Annotated in this window: 8 protein-coding genes; 5 read left to right on the forward strand and 3 right to left on the reverse strand. The window is 72.8% G+C overall.

Going from position 1 to position 17,471, the window contains the following annotated elements:
- Positions 1–244 precede the first annotated feature (244 nt).
- The 3 genes from ABT123_RS31110 to ABT123_RS31120 all read right to left on the reverse strand — a co-directional run bounded on the left by ABT123_RS31110 (position 245) and on the right by ABT123_RS31120 (position 5,485).
- A complete protein-coding gene (locus ABT123_RS31110; protein ID WP_351320750.1) occupies positions 245–1,810 on the reverse strand; it encodes a hypothetical protein in 1,566 nt (521 codons plus the stop codon).
- Positions 1,807–3,348: a GT4 family glycosyltransferase PelF gene (gene pelF / locus ABT123_RS31115; protein WP_351320752.1), complete on the reverse strand. Its 1,542-nt coding sequence runs from the start codon at positions 3,346–3,348 to the stop codon at positions 1,807–1,809. Before pelF ends, ABT123_RS31110 begins: the two co-directional genes overlap by 4 nt.
- A gap of 100 nt (positions 3,349–3,448) precedes the next feature.
- Positions 3,449–5,485, reverse strand: coding sequence for a hypothetical protein (locus tag ABT123_RS31120; RefSeq protein WP_351320754.1), 2,037 nt, complete (start codon positions 5,483–5,485; stop codon positions 3,449–3,451).
- A 359-nt stretch (positions 5,486–5,844) separates the two neighbouring features.
- Here ABT123_RS31120 and ABT123_RS31125 point away from each other — a divergent pair, with 359 nt between their 5' ends.
- From ABT123_RS31125 to ABT123_RS31145, 5 genes are all read left to right on the forward strand, one after another.
- Positions 5,845–7,374 (forward strand): leucyl aminopeptidase, encoded by a 1,530-nt coding sequence (locus ABT123_RS31125; RefSeq protein WP_351320756.1) that lies wholly within the window; start codon positions 5,845–5,847, stop codon positions 7,372–7,374.
- Positions 7,375–7,558: 184 nt separating this feature from the next.
- Positions 7,559–8,947, forward strand: coding sequence for a dihydrolipoyl dehydrogenase (gene lpdA / locus ABT123_RS31130; RefSeq protein WP_150210209.1), 1,389 nt, complete (start codon positions 7,559–7,561; stop codon positions 8,945–8,947).
- A 53-nt stretch (positions 8,948–9,000) separates the two neighbouring features.
- A complete protein-coding gene (gene sucB / locus ABT123_RS31135; protein ID WP_351320758.1) occupies positions 9,001–10,788 on the forward strand; it encodes a 2-oxoglutarate dehydrogenase, E2 component, dihydrolipoamide succinyltransferase in 1,788 nt (595 codons plus the stop codon).
- Positions 10,789–10,922: 134 nt separating this feature from the next.
- The gene (locus tag ABT123_RS31140) at positions 10,923–12,317 is read left to right on the forward strand and encodes an esterase/lipase family protein (protein WP_351320760.1); all 1,395 of its coding nucleotides are present in this window, start codon (positions 10,923–10,925) and stop codon (positions 12,315–12,317) included.
- Complete coding sequence (locus ABT123_RS31145; protein ID WP_351320762.1) at positions 12,310–17,412, forward strand: tetratricopeptide repeat protein; 5,103 nt, start codon at positions 12,310–12,312, stop codon at positions 17,410–17,412. The genes ABT123_RS31140 and ABT123_RS31145 overlap by 8 nt, the downstream gene beginning before the upstream one ends.
- Positions 17,413–17,471 lie beyond the last annotated feature (59 nt).

Genomic DNA, 17,471 nt, shown 5'->3' on the forward strand with positions numbered 1-17,471 from the left:
CGGCTTGCTGCCGAACTTCACCGCGGTGGTGCCGGAGAGGTTCAGGGGTGTGGGGCGCAGCCCCACGGGCGGGGTCCGGGGCGGAGCCCCGAATCAGGGTGCGGGCGGAGCCCGTGCACCCCGACGGGGTCCGGGGCGGAGCCCCGGTTTCGGGGAGGGGCGGGGTGGGGGAAGGCTCCGCGCAGCGGACGGCGGGGGCAGCGGTGGAAGGTGGCGCGGCGGCTCCGCGCAGCGGGGCGCGGGGTCAGCGGTGGGAGGTGGCGCGGCCCAGGAGGGTGCAGACCAGGGTGGCCAGGGCCGCAGCCGCAGCCCCGGCCACCACGAGCTGCACCACCCGCGGCTGCCCCAGCCCGAACAGCAGCGCCGCACTCTGCACCACCGCCGCAGCCGCGCACACCGCCGCCGCGATCCGGATCGCCCCGAAGGACTGCAGCAGCAGACCCGTCCACATCACCGTGCCGAGCAGCAGCAGCGTGCCGACCCGGACCCCGTTCAGGCCCGGCGCGCCGGGCCACAGCATGGTGCCCACCACGCCCAGGGCGAGCAGCACCGACAGGTACGCGGCCAGGCAGTGGCCCAGGGTCAGCGCCATGGCCCGCCGGAACGCCCGCGGGGAGCGGGCCGCCCGCAGCCCGGCCAGGCTGCCGCTGCGGAACCGGTGGAGCAGCCATTCGGCCGGGCCCATGCTGAGGGTGAGGGCCACCGCGGACGGTGCGGCCACCGCCTCGGCCGGGCCGCCCGCCAGGACCTCGCCCAGCGCGGCGTACAGCACCAGCAGACCGGTGCCCAGCCCGAACACCCCGAACGGCACCGAGTCCGCGAGCCGCGGCCCGCGCGGGGCGAAGTCGTCCTCGCCGCCCCGCAGCACCCGCCACCGCACCGGGCCCTCGCCGGGCCGCCGGGCCAGCAGGCCCCGGACCCGGCGCACGGCCCTCCGTACGCCCTCGGCCAGCGGGAGTTCCCGGACGGCGAGGGTGCACGCGGCGAGCAGGGACACCAGCAGCAGGCCGATCCGCAGCGGCACCGGGAGGCCGACCGCCAGGGCTGCCGCCGCGCCCGCCGCCATCGGGGCGAGGGCGAAGAACAGCAGCCGCTCCCGGCCGAGGACCAACAGGACGGTGGCGGCGCCGACGTACAGCGCCTGCCCGGCGGCGAAGGCGTAGCTGAAGGGCGGCCCGCCGGGGACGGCGCAGGCGGTGGCGGTTCCCAGCAGGGCGCCGGCCGGGGCGCCCACCAGCAGGGTGCGGCCGGCCGCCGCCCGGTCGCCCAGCCCCAGCCAGGAGTACGCCCGGTGGGACAGGGTCTGGTCCCACACCCAGCCGATCAGCGCGCCCGCGAGCAGGGTCAGGGTCCCGGCGGGCAGGCCGAGCCGGTCCGGCGGGCCTTCCAGCAGGGGCGCGCCCAGCAGGTAGGCGAGCCCGGGCAGGGCGAAGATCACCCCGCGGAGCAGGCAGGCGGTGAGCGAGACCCGCCAGGGGTCGGGGGCGGCGGCCGGTTCCGGGAAGGCCCGCGGGATCCGGGTGTACAGGTCCTCGGCGAGGCCGAAGGAGTCCTGGCGGCCGTAGGTGAGCCGGATGTGTTCGTCCGTCATCCCGTCGGACTCCAGGAGGGCGGCGATCTCGTCCGGGTGAACGGCGGCGGCGACCAACGGGTCGAGGCGGAGGGCCAGTTCCTCCATCGGGTCGGCGGCAACGGGGCCTTCCCGGCGCGGCCGGGGGATGGCCGGCAGGGTGTCCCGGCCGGAGCCTGAGCCGGGGCCACCGCCGCCACCGGGGGCGCCGGGCGGCTTGAGCCAGAGGGATCCGCTCACCACACGCTCCCGTCCGCCGCGAGCTCCTTGTACCAGGGGTCGGCGAGCCGCTGGGTCCAGCTGTCGCCGGGGTGGACGGGCAGCACCGGCTGGCCGGCCAGTTCGCGGTAGATGTGCCGGAAGCCGTCCACCGACTGGTGCAGGGTGAACTTCTCCACCACCCGCTCCCGGGACAGCCGGCCGAGCTCGGCGCGGCGGGCGTCGTCGCGCAGCAGCGCCAGGGTGGCCCTGGCCATCAGTTCGGGTTCGCGGGGCGGGACCACCAGTCCGGTGTCGCCGACGGCCTCGCGGACCCCGCCCACATCGGTGGAGACGGTGGTCCGGCCGCAGGACATGGCCTCGATGATGCTGAAGGGGAAGCCTTCGCTGATGCTGGAGAGCATCACCACGCTGCCCGCCGCGTAGGCCTTCGCCACGTCGTCGATCCGGCCCTCGTACGTGATGCCGTCCGCGACCCCCAGTTCGGCGGCGAGTTTCTCCAGCCGGACACGGTAGTCCTCGCAGCCGGCCGGGACCGGTCCGAACAGGCGCAGCCGCAGCACCGGGAGCTCCCGGCGCATGAACGCATAGGCGCGGATCAGGGTTTCCAGGTCCTTGATCGGGTCGATCCGGCCGCACCAGCTGAGGGTCGGCACCTCGGGTTCGGGACCGGCCTCGGGGAAGCGGAGCGGGTCGACGCCGTTGTAGACGGTGCGGATCCGGTCGGCGGGCGCGCCGCCGCGCTCCTCCCACCGGCGGTTGTACTTGTTGCACGGGGTGATCAGGTCGGCCTGCCGGTAGCCCTCCGAGTTGAGTTCCCGGTAGAAGCCGAGCATCAGGGCCTTGACCGGCCAGCGCTGTTCGGCACTGCGGTAGCCGAGGTAGCGCTCGCGCAGGTAGATGCCGTGCTCGGTGAGGAGGAACGGCACCCCGTCCAGGTAGGCGGCGGCGAGGGCGGGCAGAGTGGCCAGGCCGCTGCTGACGGCGTGCGCGACGCTGTCCGGCGGGATGCGGACGGCGAGCGGGCGCAGCGCGTGTTCCAGCAGGTCGGTGGCGGTGAGCGCGTCGTGGATGGTGGGTGCGGCGCCGGCCGTGGCCAGGCCGGGGCGGGTCCAGACCCGCATCAGGGTGCGCAGGACCGATTCGGAGCGCAGGGCCGGGGCGAGCCGCCCGGACCGGGCGAGCCGGGCGAGGGTGCGCAGGGCTTCGCCGAAGCCGCCGTGGGTGGGGGTACCCCCAGCGGTAGCTGGGGGAGGATCGAGGAGCGAGAGCAGGAAGTGCTCGTAGGTCTCGGTGAAGCGGCGGTGGTCGCGGCCCCGCAGGACGGCGCGCCGGCTGCGGCCGGGCGGCGGACCCCAGAGCGGTACGGCGGTGTGCCGGTAGACATTGCGCGGCAGCTCCCAGGCGACCGGTTCGCGACCGCTGCCGGTCAGCGCTATGACCTGGAAGTCGACCTCCGGCATGCCCCTGACGAGCTGGTCGCACCAGGTGCTGACGCCCCCGTGGACGTGTGGATAGGTGCCTTCGGTGAGCATGGTGACGTGACGCCCATGGCTCATTGCGGTGTGTCCCCCCGGACTGGATGTGTGGGCGTGTGTGCGCAGGACTGCGGCCGAGCGGGGACCAGAGGCCCCGCTCGGCCGCGGAAAGGCGGTTCGGTCAGCTGGGCAGCTTGAGCGTGATGGCCGACTGGAGGACCTCGGGCCCGGTCCAGGCCGAGCGGGTTCCGGCGTAGGCGGCGCCGTACACCGCGGTGCCGAGGAGGAGCTGCTTGCGGGTGCCCTCGGGTGCGGTGAGCGGGGCGAGGACCCCGGTGGGTGCCTTGACGGTGACCGTGGTGCCGATGCGGTAGGCGGTGACCTTGCCCTCGGCCAACGCCTTGTCCCAGGCGGCACGGCGCTGGAGCTCGGTGCCGGTGTCCTTCTGGCTCTGGTTCACGACCGGGGTGTTGGCCGCGTAGAGGGTGCGGTAGGTGTCGAGGACCTGGTCGAGGACGGGGTAGAGGGTGCGGTCCTCGGCCAGATTGGACTGGTGGACGTAGTGCGGGCGGGGGTCGTTGGCCAGGACGTGCCGGAGGGCGGTGCGGGCCTCCTGCGGGACGATGTACGTCAGGTAGCCGGTGGCCGGGTCGAGGGGCTCGGGCAGACAGGTGGAGGTGCCCGGGTTGTCCTCGCAGATCCCGCTGCCGCCGTCGGCCCGGCTGGCGTAGATCCAGTTGTACTCGTCGGCCATCTCGGCGTTGGTGCCGGTGTTGTAGTAGACGTTCATCGGGTGCCGCGGCACGGTGAGTGCGGTGCCGACCCCGCGCTGGGCGGGCTCGCGCGAGTTGTCGCTGGCGATCCAGCGGACCCCGTTGTCGGCGAGGGCACCGGCCAGGTTGGGGTTGTCCTGCGGCTGCTGCGGCAGGGTCTTCAGGCCCGAGTGCTCGCCGGTGACCAGTTCGGTGCGGTCCAGCGAAATGCCCTTGCGGACCGCCCAGTTGTGGTTGTCGCGGATCTGCGCCGCGATCTCGGCGCGGCTCATCCACTGGGTGGCGCCCTGGGTGTTCTTCGCACAGCTCCAGGGGGCGGTGGCGGTGTTCTGGACGCAGCCGAGGAAGGGGTGCTTATAGGTGTGGTTGATCCAGCGGTACTTGGCCCGGTCGGCCAGCAGCTGGGCGGTCATGGCGTCGGTGCCGCCGTTCTCGGTCTTCCACTCCTCCCCCGCGCCGGCGTTGAAGACCATGTCCAGCTTGAAGCCCTTGGCCTGCTGCCACTGGGCGGCGTACTGGGCGTCGGCCGCGGTCATCCGGATGGTGCTCTCCTTGCCCTCGCCGCCCGCGCAGGCGTAGTCGCCCGGGGTGCAGTTGAGCTCGGAGTTCCAGCGGGCGTCGGGCGCGAAGACGTCGTCCACGTGCACGGCGAAGTAGTTGCGGCCCTGGCCGAGGTGGACGCCCTGGGTGAGCCAGTCCACGATGCCGCGGGCCAGCAGCCGGTACTGCCGCTGGTACTGGTTGTAGCCGAAGGTGACGACCAGCTCGCTGCGCCCGTCGTGGACGTACTCGCCGAGCAGCGAGGCCCGGCCGGCGCCGACCGGGGCGTCGAGGTAGCTGGTGTAGCCGGGGCGCGGCTGTCCCATGAAGCCGAAGCTCTCCGGGATCAGGGCGGAGTTGTCCTCGAAGGTGACCTCGCCGCCGAGGTAGCCGAAGGGGCCGGCCTTGCCCGCCGGGGTGATCGCGGCGCGGGTGCCGTCGAGCTGGCCGGCGTATCCGCCGTTGTCGGTGTATTCGAGTCCGACCCCGGGGTGGGCCCAGGTGTAGGCGTCGACCTGGCGGATTCCGTACGCGGTCTCGTACGCGGCCAGCGCGGCCATTTCGGCGGAGCCCTCGCCGAACGGGTTCTCGCTGGGCAGTACCACCCCCTGGAACTTCGCCCGCGGCCGTCCGTCGACGGTGTCGCTGAGGAACCCCGCGTTGATCACCGGGCGGTTGCCGCTGCCCAGTTCGATGCGGGTGTACGGAACCCCGGTGTCCCGGAGTTCGGCGGTGATTGCATCGATCGAGCTGCCGCCGTCGTCGACGACGAGCACCTTCAGGTCGATGCGCGGTACCGCGGCCGTCTCGGCGGCTGCGGCAGCCGAGGCGGGAACCGCCACGGACACCAGCGCTGCCACGGCCCATGCGGCGGCAGCCCTGTTCATCCGATTCTTGTTGACCATTTCGGCCTTTCCCCCCGCAGGCATCCCTCGGCAACGGCCCTTGGCGGTTGTGCCGGGCCGGGGAGGCTCTGTGGAAATCATGCAAAGGAACCCCGCGTCCCCTTGCGAGAGTGGCTCGAGTCTGTCGGACCCCGTCAGGCCTAAAAGGCAAACGTTGAACAGTCGCCACAGATGGGTGAACCTGAAGGTCTGTTGATCGAACAACCTGCCAAACCTTCGAGTGCCGTACGGACGACAGCGTGCGCGTACGCTCATTTCTGGCGGCTGCCCAGCCGGAATACGATCGCTGCGGACGGCCGGCGATCCCGGCATGGGCCACGTGCCCCACATCACACATACGGAAGCGAGACCTCACCACCGTGACTGCTCTGACTCTCAGCACTGCCGGCGCGGCGACGCTGCGCGCCGACGCCCTCGTGGTCGGCGTGGCGAAGGGCCCCAAGGGCCCCGTCGTGGCCGCCGGCGCCGAGGCCGTGGACAAGGCGTTCGACGGAAAGCTCGCCACCGTGCTCGACGCCCTCGGTGCCTCGGGCGCCGAAGGCGAGATCACCAAGCTGCCGGCTCCGGACGGCCTGAAGGCCCCGGTCGTGCTGGCGGTCGGACTCGGCTCCGTCCCGGAGAAGGACGAGTCCTACGACGAGGAGGCGCTGCGCCGTGCCGCCGGTGCCGCCTCCCGTGCGCTGACCGGCACCAAGAAGGCCGCGTTCGCGCTGCCGCTGGAGGACGCCTCGGCCGTGACCGCGGTCGCCGAGGGCGCGCTGCTCGGCGCGTACGCCTTCACCGCCTACCAGGGCGGCGAGAAGAAGAACGGCAAGGGCGACGCCCCGAAGGGCCCGCTCACCGAGGTGACCCTGCTGGGTGCCAAGCCGCGGGACAAGGACCACAAGGCCGCCGCCGAGCGCGCGAAGATCGTCGCGAGCGAGGTCAACATCGCTCGCGACCTGGTCAACACCCCGCCGAACGACCTCACCCCCGAGGCCTTCGCCGCCGTGGCCCAGACCACCGCGAAGGAACTCGGCATCAAGGTCCAGGTGCTGGACGAGAAGGCGCTGGTCAAGGGCGGCTTCGGCGGCATCATGGGTGTCGGCAAGGGCTCCGAGAACCCGCCGCGGCTGGTCAAGATCGCCTACACCCACGCCAAGGCGGCGAAGACCCTCGCCTTCGTCGGCAAGGGCATCACCTACGACTCGGGCGGCATCTCCCTCAAGCCGGCCGGCCACAACGAGACGATGAAGTGCGACATGTCCGGCGCCGCCGCCGTGTTCGCCGCCGTCGTGGCCATCGCCAAGCTGGGCCTGGAGGTCAACGTCACCGGCTGGCTGGCGCTCGCCGAGAACATGCCCTCCGGCTCCGCCACCCGCCCCGGCGACGTGCTCCGCATGTACAGCGGCAAGACCGTCGAGGTGCTGAACACCGACGCCGAGGGCCGGCTGGTCCTGGGTGACGCGCTGACCCGCGCCTCCGAGGAGAACCCGGACGCGATCATCGACGTCGCGACCCTGACCGGCGCCATGGTGATGGCCCTGGGCGACCGCACCTTCGGCATCATGGCCAACGACGACGCCTTCCGCACCTCCATCCACGAGATCGCGGAGGAGGTCGGCGAGGCCTCCTGGCCGATGCCGCTCCCGGCGGACCTGCGCAAGTCCATGGACTCCCCCACCGCCGACATCGCCAACATGGGTGTCCGGATGGGCGGCGGCCTGGTGGCCGGCCTGTTCCTGCAGGAGTTCGTGGGCGAGGGCATCACCTGGGCCCACCTGGACATCGCCGGCCCGGCCTTCCACGAGGGTGCCCCGTACGGCTACACCCCCAAGGGCGGCACCGGCTCCGCGGTCCGCACCCTGGTCCGGCTGGCCGAGCGTACGGCCACCGGCGACCTGGGGTAGTCACCCGGTCACCGCGGCCCCGGGCTGGGAAGCCCGGGGCCGCGCTGTTTGTTCGGTCATGCGAAGATGGGTCCTCGGCAGGACAGGGCCCCCACCACAGGGCCGAAAGACAAGCGGCCGATTACCAGCCGCCGCCCGGTCACCCAAGGACCGGTGCCCGGCGCACATGCATGGAGGACGTGACGTGGCGAACGACGCCAGCACCGTTTTCGACCTAGTGATCCTCGGCGGTGGCAGTGGCGGTTACGCCGCGGCGCTGCGCGCTTCCCAGCTGGGTCTGGACGTTGCCCTGATCGAGAAGAACAAGCTCGGTGGCACCTGCCTGCACAACGGCTGCATTCCCACTAAGGCTCTGCTGCACGCGGGTGAGGTCGCGGACCAGGCTCGCGAAGCCGCCCAGTTCGGTGTCAAGGCCGCCTTCGAGGGCATCGACATCGCCGGCGTGCACAAGTACAAGGACGAGGTCATCTCGGGCCTGTACAAGGGCCTGCAGGGCCTGGTCGCCTCCCGCAAGGTGACCTACATCGAGGGTGAGGGCCGCCTCTCCTCGCCGACGTCCGTCGACGTCAACGGGCAGCGCATCCAGGGCCGCCACGTCCTGCTGGCGACCGGCTCGGTGCCGAAGTCCCTGCCGGGTCTGACCATCGACGGCAACCGCATCATCTCCTCGGACCACGCGCTGGTCCTGGACCGCGTCCCGCAGTCCGCGATCGTCCTGGGCGGCGGCGTCATCGGCGTCGAGTTCGCCTCGGCGTGGAAGTCCTTCGGCTCCGACGTCACCGTCATCGAGGGCCTCAAGCACCTCGTCCCGGTCGAGGACGAGAACAGCTCGAAGCTGCTGGAGCGCGCGTTCCGCAAGCGCGGCATCAAGTTCAACCTGGGCACCTTCTTCGACAAGGCCGAGTACACCGAGAACGGTGTGCGCGTGACCCTGGCCGACGGGAAGACCTTCGAGGCCGAGGTGCTGCTGGTCGCCGTCGGCCGCGGCCCCGTCTCCCAGGGCCTGGGCTACGAGGAGCAGGGCGTCGCGATGGACCGCGGCTACGTCCTGGTCGACGAGTACATGCAGACCAACGTGCCGACCATCTCGGCCGTCGGCGACCTCGTCCCGACCCTGCAGCTGGCGCACGTCGGCTTCGCCGAGGGCATCCTCGTCGCGGAGCGCCTGGCCGGCCTCAAGCCCGTCCCGATCGACTACGACGGTGTGCCGCGCGTGACGTACTGCCACCCCGAGGTCGCCTCCGTCGGTATCACCGAGGCCAAGGCCAAGGAGATCTACGGTGCGGACAAGGTCGTCGCCCTCAAGTACAACCTGGCGGGCAACGGCAAGAGCAAGATCCTGAAGACCGCGGGCGAGATCAAGCTCGTCCAGGTCAAGGACGGTGCCGTGGTCGGCGTCCACATGGTCGGTGACCGGATGGGCGAGCAGGTCGGCGAAGCCCAGCTGATCTACAACTGGGAAGCCCTGCCGGCCGAGGTCGCGCAGCTCATCCACGCGCACCCGACCCAGAACGAGGCTCTCGGCGAGGCCCACCTGGCCCTGGCCGGCAAGCCGCTGCACTCCCACGACTAGCAGTCACGGGCGCGACGACCACTTCCGCACTTTCGTAAGGAGCAACTGAAACCATGGCGGTTTCCGTAACCCTTCCGGCGCTCGGTGAGAGCGTCACAGAGGGCACTGTCACCCGATGGCTGAAGGCCGAGGGCGAGCGCGTCGAGGCCGACGAGCCGCTGCTCGAGGTCTCGACCGACAAGGTCGACACCGAGATCCCCTCGCCCGTGTCCGGCATTCTGGCCTCCATCAAGGTCGCCGAGGACGAGACCGTCGAGGTCGGCGCCGAGCTGGCCGTCATCGACGACGGCTCCGGCGCCCCGGTCCCGGCCGCGGCTCCGGCCGTCGAGACGGTCGTTGCCGAGGTCCCCGCGGCCCCGGTCGCCGAGGCCCCGGCCGCTCCGGCCCCGGTCGCCGAGGCTCCCGCCGCGGCTGCTGCAACTGCCGGGGGCCATGCTGCCTCCGGCACCGATGTCGTACTCCCCGCCCTGGGCGAGTCCGTCACCGAGGGCACCGTCACCCGCTGGCTGAAGTCGGTCGGCGAGACGGTCGAGGCCGACGAGCCGCTGCTCGAGGTCTCCACCGACAAGGTCGACACCGAGATCCCGGCGCCGGTCTCCGGCACCCTGCTGGAGATCGTGGTGGGCGAGGACGAGACCGCCGAGGTCGGCGCCCGTCTCGCCGTGATCGGTGTTGCCGGTGCGGCTCCCGCCGCGCCTGCCGCCCCGGCCGCTCCGGCTCCGGCCGCCGCTCCGGCTCCGGCCCCCGTGGCCGCGCCGGTCGCCCCGGCCGCGCCCGCCCCGGCTCCGGCTCCGGCCGCTCCGGCCGCTCCGGTCGCGGCTCCCGCCGTCCCGGCCGCTCCGGCCCCGGCTCCCGCTCCGGCCGCTCCGGTCGCCGCCCCGGCTCCGGTCACCCCGGCCGTCTCGGGCGACGAGGGCGCGTACGTGACCCCGCTGGTGCGCAAGCTCGCCTCGGAGTCCGGCGTCAACCTGAGCACCGTCACGGGCTCCGGCGTCGGTGGCCGTATCCGCAAGCAGGACGTCCTGGCCGCCGCCGAGGCCGCCAAGGCCGCCGCCGCTGCCCCGGCTCCGGCCGCCGCTGCCGCTCCCGCCGCCAAGGCTCCGGCCGCCGCGGTGTCCGAGCTGCGCGGTCAGACGGTCAAGATGACCCGCATGCGCAAGGTCATCGGCGACAACATGATGAAGGCCCTGCACTCGCAGGCGCAGCTCAGCTCCGTGGTCGAGGTGGACGTCACCAAGATCATGAAGCTGCGCGAGAAGGCCAAGGCCGGCTTCCTCGCCCGCGAGGGCGTCAAGCTGTCCCCGATGCCGTTCTTCGTCAAGGCCGCGGCCCAGGCGCTGAAGGCCCACGCGGTCGTCAACGCCCGGATCAACGAGGACGAGGGCACCATCACCTACTTCGACTCGGAGAACATCGGCATCGCCGTGGACTCCGAGAAGGGCCTGATGACCCCGGTCATCAAGGGTGCCGGTGACCTCAACCTGGCGGGCATCTCCAAGGCGACCGCCGACCTGGCCGCCAAGGTCCGCGGCAACAAGATCACTCCGGACGAGCTGTCCGGCGCGACCTTCACCATCAGCAACACCGGCTCGCGCGGTGCGCTGTTCGACACGGTCATCGTGCCCCCGAACCAGGTCGCCATCCTGGGCATCGGTGCCACGGTCAAGCGCCCGGTGGTCATGGAGACCGCCGAGGGCACCGTCATCGGCGCCCGCGACATGACGTACCTGACGCTGTCCTACGACCACCGTCTGGTGGACGGCGCGGACGCCGCCCGGTACCTCTCGGCCGTCAAGGCGATCCTGGAAGCCGGCGAGTTCGAGGTCGAGCTCGGCCTGTAAGGCCCCCCGCCCAAGGCACACCGCCCCAGGGCTCGTACGGCGCCCCCGCCCGGATTTCCTCCGGACGGGGGCGCCGTCGTCGTACCGGCCCTACTGTGGTGCTCCGCACAACGGACAGAGCACTGGGGGGCGTTGTGGAGGACCTGGTCGTCGTCGTGCCCGGCATCATGGGCAGCCGGCTCGCGGACGCGCAGGGACGGCCGGTCTGGGACCTGTCGGGCGGCACGCTCCTGCGGGCCGTCCGCACCCTGGGCGGCTCCCTCAAGAACCTCCGGCTGCCGGCCGGCACCGGCGACGACCATCCCGGGGACGGCGTCCGGCCCGTCGGGCTGATGCCGGACCTGCACGTGGTCCCCGGCCTGTGGGAGCCCATCGACGGCTACACCGGCCTGATGTCCTGGCTGTCCCGGACCTTCGGGCTGACCCCGGGCGACAACCTGCTGGACTTCCCGTACGACTGGCGGCTGTCCTGCCGCTACAACGCCGGGCTGCTGAAGCGGCGGGTGGAGGAGGCCCTGGAACGCCGGCGCGCCGCCCGCCCCGGGCAGGCCGGTGCCCGTGTGGTGTTCATCTGCCACTCCATGGGCGGACTGGTCGCCCGCCATTACGTCGAATGCCTCGGCGGCCACGCGGTCACCCGGCGCGTGATCACCCTGGGCACCCCGCACCGCGGCTCCCTGGATGCGCTCGGCCACCTGGTCAACGGGCTGCACAAGGGCTGGGGCCCGCTCGGCCTGGACCTCACCGCCTTCGCCCGGAGCCTTCCCTCGCTGCACCAGCTGGCCCCCGACTACGCCTGTCTGGCGGGCCCGGACGGCGGCCTGGAGTACGCCCGTGACCTGCCGGGGCTGCCCGGGGTCGATCCGGAGCTGCTGGCGGACGCGGCCCGGTTCCATGCCGCGCTGCGCTCCGCCGCGGACCGGCAGGACCGTACGGAGCTGCACGCCGTCGTCGGAGTCCACCAGCCGACCGCCACCACCGCCCGGTACGCCGAGGCCGAGGGCCGGCTGGTGCTGCTGGAGACCATCGGGGGCACGGACGAGGGCGGCGACGGCACGGTGCCCCGCCTCGCCGCCCGCCCGGCCAACGCCGACCGCACCGGGCACCTGGTGGCCGAGTCCCACACCGCCTGCGAACAGCACGGCTCGCTCCAGAACAACCCGGGCGTACGGGACACCCTGATCCGCCTGCTGGGTCAGGAGCCGCCGTTCCACCGGGGCGGGGAGGGGGCCGGCCCGCCACTGGGCGTCCACGCCCCCGGCCTGCTGGAGCCGGGCGACCCGTACGAGGTCACGGTGACCGTCCCGGTGGCGGCCGACGGCCACGACAGGCTCGCCCTGACGGCGGAACTGCATCCGGCCGCGGGCGGCCGGCCCGTCCTGCGCTCCCTGCGCAACCTCGGCGGCGGCCGGTACGCGGCGACGTACCCGGCGCCGGCTCCGGGCGGGTACCGGCTGGTGGTGCGGCCGGACCGGACCGACGAGGGCGCGGTGACGGCCCTGACCCTGGTGGGTGGCCCCGATGACTGAGCAGGGCATGTCCTCGGTGCCGGCCGCAGCGGGCGGACAGGGGACGCCGGACACAGTCCACAGCACAGCCCAGGGCACCGTCCGTGGCACCGCCTTGGGTGTGGTGGTCGAGAACTACGCGGACCCCCGCGCCTTCCCGGCCCTGACCGGTGCCGCCGAGCAGATGCGCGCGCTGTGCACCCTGCTGGAGGGCTACGGCTACACCCCGACCGTCCTCGCCGACCCCGGCCGCGACACCCTCAAGGCCCGGGTCCGGGACTGGCGGACGCACTGGGCGGCGGAGGGCGGGAACGGACCGGCCGTCGTCCTGTGGTCCGGGCACGGCCTGCTCGGGGCCGACGCCGAGCTCCGCCTGATCGTGGGCGATACGCGGGACCCGGAGGACGAGGAGGAGACGTACGCCGCCCGCCTGCTGACGGCCGCCGCCCTGGCCGGCCGGGCCGATCAGGTGCTGATGCTGATCGACACCTGCTACGCGGGTGCCGGGGTGATGGAGGCGCTGAACAAGGCGCTGGGCAGTCTGTCGGGCGGCAGCCTGCCGCCCGACCGGGCGGCCTGGCTCGGAGTGATCGCGAGCTGCCGGCCCCGGGAGCAGGCCGAGGGCCGGGGGGTGCTGCTGGACACCGTGGCCGAGGTGCTGCGCGAGGGGCCGCGGGCGACGGAGTACCGCCACCAGTGGAGCCGCCGCAACGCCCGGGTCAGCGGGGCGGCGGTGATCCAGGCCGTGGGGGCCCAGTGGCCCGGGGAGACGGGCCAGCGGCCGGTCATCGCCACCCTGGGCGAGGAGCGGGCGATGTTCGCCAACCCGCGCTGGCAGGGCGCCCGGGCCGGCCGGGAGCCGGAGCTGGTGGAGCATCTGGTGCGGGCCGCACGGGGGGCCGACCGGGTCGACGAGGGCTGGTTCTTCAGCGGCCGGCGGCGGGTGCTCGGCGAGATCGTGGGCTGGCTGCAGGCGGGCGAGCCGGGGCTGTTCCTGGTCACGGGCAGCGCGGGCTGCGGCAAATCGGCCGTACTGGGGCGGATCTCGACCCTGTCCAGTGCTCCGCACCGGGCGGACATCCGGGCGCACGACGCCCTTGCCCCCGAGGACCCGGACCCGGGTGAGGGCTCCGTGGATGTGTCCCTGCACTTGCGCGGGTCGACGGTGCAGCAGCTCGCCGAGGCTCTGGCGGAGGCCCTGCGGCTGCCGGTGCCGGCGACCCCGGCGGCGTTGATCGCCGAGGTCGAGCAGGAGTGGCCGGAGTCGGCCGGCCGGCGCCCGGTGCTGGTCCTGGACGGCCTCGACGAGGCGGCCCCGGACCAGGCGGGCCGGATCGTCGAACAGCTGCTGGCCCCGCTGAGCCGGCTGACCTGCGTCCTGCTCGGCTCCCGCGACCGGCCGTTCAACCCCGGGTCGGCGCCGGGCGAGCCGCTGGACCGGGCGGTGAGCCGGCTGCTGGACACCCGGGCGCGGGCGGCGAGCCTGGACGAGGAGACGGACACCGCGGCGGACATCGAGGAGTACGGCCGACGCCGGCTGACCGGCTCGGGCGGCCTCCCGGCCGAGGGCGCCGCGGCGGCGGCCCGGCTGATCGCGGGCCGGGCATCGGTGGGGCACGGGGGGTTCCTGTTCGCCCGGATGGCGACGGACTCGGTGATCCGACGGTTCCGGTCGGCCGACGCGGAGGACGGGGGTGCGACGAACTGGGAGCGCTTCCTCCCGGCCTCCATCAGCGCCGCGTTCACCGAGGACCTGGCGGAGGGCCCGCAGCGGTACCGGAACGGCGAGCTGCTGCCGGGCGCGGCCGGGGATCTGCTCACCGCGCTGGCGTGGAGTGCCGGAGGCGGCATGCCGGCCTCGGGTGTCTGGGAGGCGGCGGCGTCCGCGCTCGGCCCGGAGGGTACGGAGTACACCGCGGCGGACGTGGACTGGCTGCTCAACACGTACGGCCGGTACGTGGTGGAGGACGACGACGGCACGCAGGCGGTGTACCGGCTCTACCACCGGGAGTTCGCCGAGCACCTGCTGGCGGACGGCTCGCCCGAGGCGGCGTACCGGATCATGCGGGCGATGGTGGGGCTGCTGGGGCCGCTGGCGGAGGCGGAGGAATCCGCCGCGTTGGCGCTCACGAACCCGTACGTCCCCCGGTCCCTCGCCCATCACGCCGTGATGGCGGAAGCCGAGGGCATCGCGCTGATCCGCGAGCTGGCCGACCTCCGACCCGGGCTGTTCCTCCCGCATCTCGCGCTGGCTCTCGACGACCTCGCCTACGCACGGAACCAGCGCGGCAAGCGGGCCGAGGTCGTGCCACTGGCCCTGGAGGCCGCCGCCATCCACCGCTCCCTGGCCGAGGCCGACCCCGTCGGCCGCACCCCCCTCCTGGCCTCCTCGCTCAACAACCTGGCCGTGTTCCAGTCGGCCATCGGCGACCGGCCGAGCGCCGTGACCACGAGCGCCGAGGCCGCCCGGATCCACTGGAAGCTAGCCGAAGCGGATCCGGCCGCCTACCTGCCCCAGCTCGCCAGTTCGCTCAACAACCTAGGCAAATTCCGGAACGAAAGCGGAGACCGGCACGGGGCGCTCGTCACTCTCACCGAAGCCACCCGGATTGACCGGTCCCTCGCCGAGGTCAACCCCGCCGCCTACCTCCGCAGCCTCGCCGGCTCACTGCACAATCTCGCCACCGCCCAGCGTGAGAACGGCGATCGGGAAGGCGGCCTGGCCACGGCCCTCGAAGCCACCGACCTGTACCGGACCCTGGCCGAGGCCGATCCCGCCGCTCATCTTCCCAACCTCGCCCTGGTCCTCAACACCCTCGCCACCCTCCAGGGCGAGAACGGCGACCGAGCCCGTGCGTTGGCCACCGGCATCGAAGCCACCCGGCTCCACCAGGCCCTCGCGCAGGTGAACCCGTCTCTTTACCTGTCCGACTTCGCGATGGCCCTCAACAACCTGGCCATGGTCCAGGGGGACAACGGCGACCGGCAGGAGGCGCTCGTCACCATCACCAAAGCCACCCGGCTCCACCGGACCCTCGCCGGGGACGATCCCGCCGTGCACATCCCCAGCCTTGCGGCCTCGCTCAACAACCTGGCCACGATCCAGGGAGACAACGGCGACTGGCAGGGGGCGCTCGTCACCATCGCCGAAGCCACCCGGATCAACCGGTCCCTCGCCGAGGTCAACCCCGCCGCCTACCTCCGCAGCCTCGCCGGCTCACTGCACAATCTCGCCACCGCCCGGCATGAGAACGGCGATCGGGAGGGCGGACTGGCGGCGGCCATCGAAGTGACCGGGCTGTACCGGACCCTGGCCGAGGCCGATCCCGCTGCTCATCTACCCGACCTCGCCCGGGCCCTCAACAACCTGTCCAGTCACCAGCCCTTGACCGGAGACACGGAGAACGATCTCGCCGCCATCACAGAAGCGGTCGCCATCCGCCGCACGCTCGCCCTGGCCAACCCTGCCGCCCACACCCCCGACCTGGCCGCGTCGCTCATCAACCTCGCCACCCGCCAACGCGAAAGCGAGGACTGGCCGGGCTCGCTGGTCACGAGCACCGAGGCCACTGGCATCTACCGGGTCCTCGTCCGGGCCAATCCCGCCGCTCACACCGCCCAGCTGGCGAGTTCACTCGGCACGCTGGCCTGCGCCCAGCTCGAGACCGGGGACAGGCCGGGGGCGCTGGCCACCGGCACCGAAGCCGTTGCGCTCTACCGGGCCCTCGTCGAGGACAATCCCGCAGCCCATCTGCCCGGCCTGGCCGCACTCCTCAACAATTTCTCGTCCGTCTTCCGTAAGACCGGGGACCGGCCGGGGGCGCTGGCCCTCATCACCGAGGCCACCGGGCTCTACCGGACGCTCGCCGAGGACAATCCCGCAGCCCACCTGCCCGACCTCGCCCTGGCCCTCGGCAACCTGGCAGCCATCCGGCACGACAGCGGTGACGGGCCGGAGGCATGCGCCGCCGCCACCGAATCCGTCGCGCTGTACCGGGCCCTGGCCCAGGCCGCCCCCGTCCGCTACTCCTCGGGCCTCCTCACAGCCCTCAACACCCTTGCTCTCCTGGCCCCGGCAGAGCAGGCCCTCGCCGCGTTCGAGGAGGCCGAGCGGTCCCTGGCCGCGCATCCGGAGGCAGCCCGCGAGCTGGCGGTCGGCCGCGCGGTCCACCAGCTGACTCTGCCGGACGCCGGGCCCGGTGTACGCACCCTGATCGAGCTCGCCACCTCACCGCCCGCGGGCACCGCCGCCGTACTGGCCAGGATTCGGCTCCGCGCTTACAGCCAGTCCGACAGCACGTGTACGGACCGGGTGACGGCGATGTGGCGGGAGCAGACCGGGAGTGAGCCCCCTGCTTGGTTGGCCGTGCCCGAGGCCATGATCCATCTGTCGCTTGAATGGATCCGATGTCCCGGCTGGGCTGCCGCGCGAACGTTCTGGGAGGAACACCAGGAGGAGCTCAGTTCGGCCGATGCAATGACGGCGCTGGAGGAAATCGCGCTGACCAGCCGGCTGGGCCGACAGCTGCTCGCCATCGCGCGTGCGGCATCGACAGTCGGTCCGGAGGCTGCCTTCCGCCCGTACATCACCGCCGACCTCCTCCACGCGTGGATGGCCACCCTCGACTGGGAGGAATCGCAGCACCATCTCGCCGAGCACGCGGAGGTCCTCCTCTCGGACCTGGCACTCCAGCTGCTGGCCTCCGGGTCCCACACCCCCGTGCGAGCCGTGCACGTCGCCCTGGTGTCCCTCGCCCACACCGACGGGATCCCGGCTGCCTATGCGTACATCGGCGACCGTGCGGCCCTGCAGGACCGGCTGCGGGAGCTGTTTGCCGCACCACAGCCCCCCTCCGCTGCGATCGCAGCCGCGGTCACGCTCGAACTCATCGTCCACAAAGAGGAGTTCACCGCTCGCATCCACTCCGCCCTCGCCTCGGCCCTGGACGTCACCCACTCCTTGGACGGCCTCGCCGCCGAGGACTGGCCCCCCGCCACCCCTGCCGAACGCGACCGCGCGCTCGACGAGATCGCCGGCCTGATCGGCCGGCACCCGCAGCACGCGGCGGCCCTGGGCGCGCTCATGCAGCGCGTCCTGGCCGCGGCGGTCCTGTAACCAGCCTCACCCGCGGTACCTGCTCGCGGACGCTTCGCACAGGGCGGGGGCGCCGTATT

Origin of the sequence: Streptomyces sp. NPDC002054, from assembly GCF_040296685.1 — a bacterium.
In the GTDB taxonomy this organism is placed as follows: domain Bacteria; phylum Actinomycetota; class Actinomycetes; order Streptomycetales; family Streptomycetaceae; genus Streptomyces.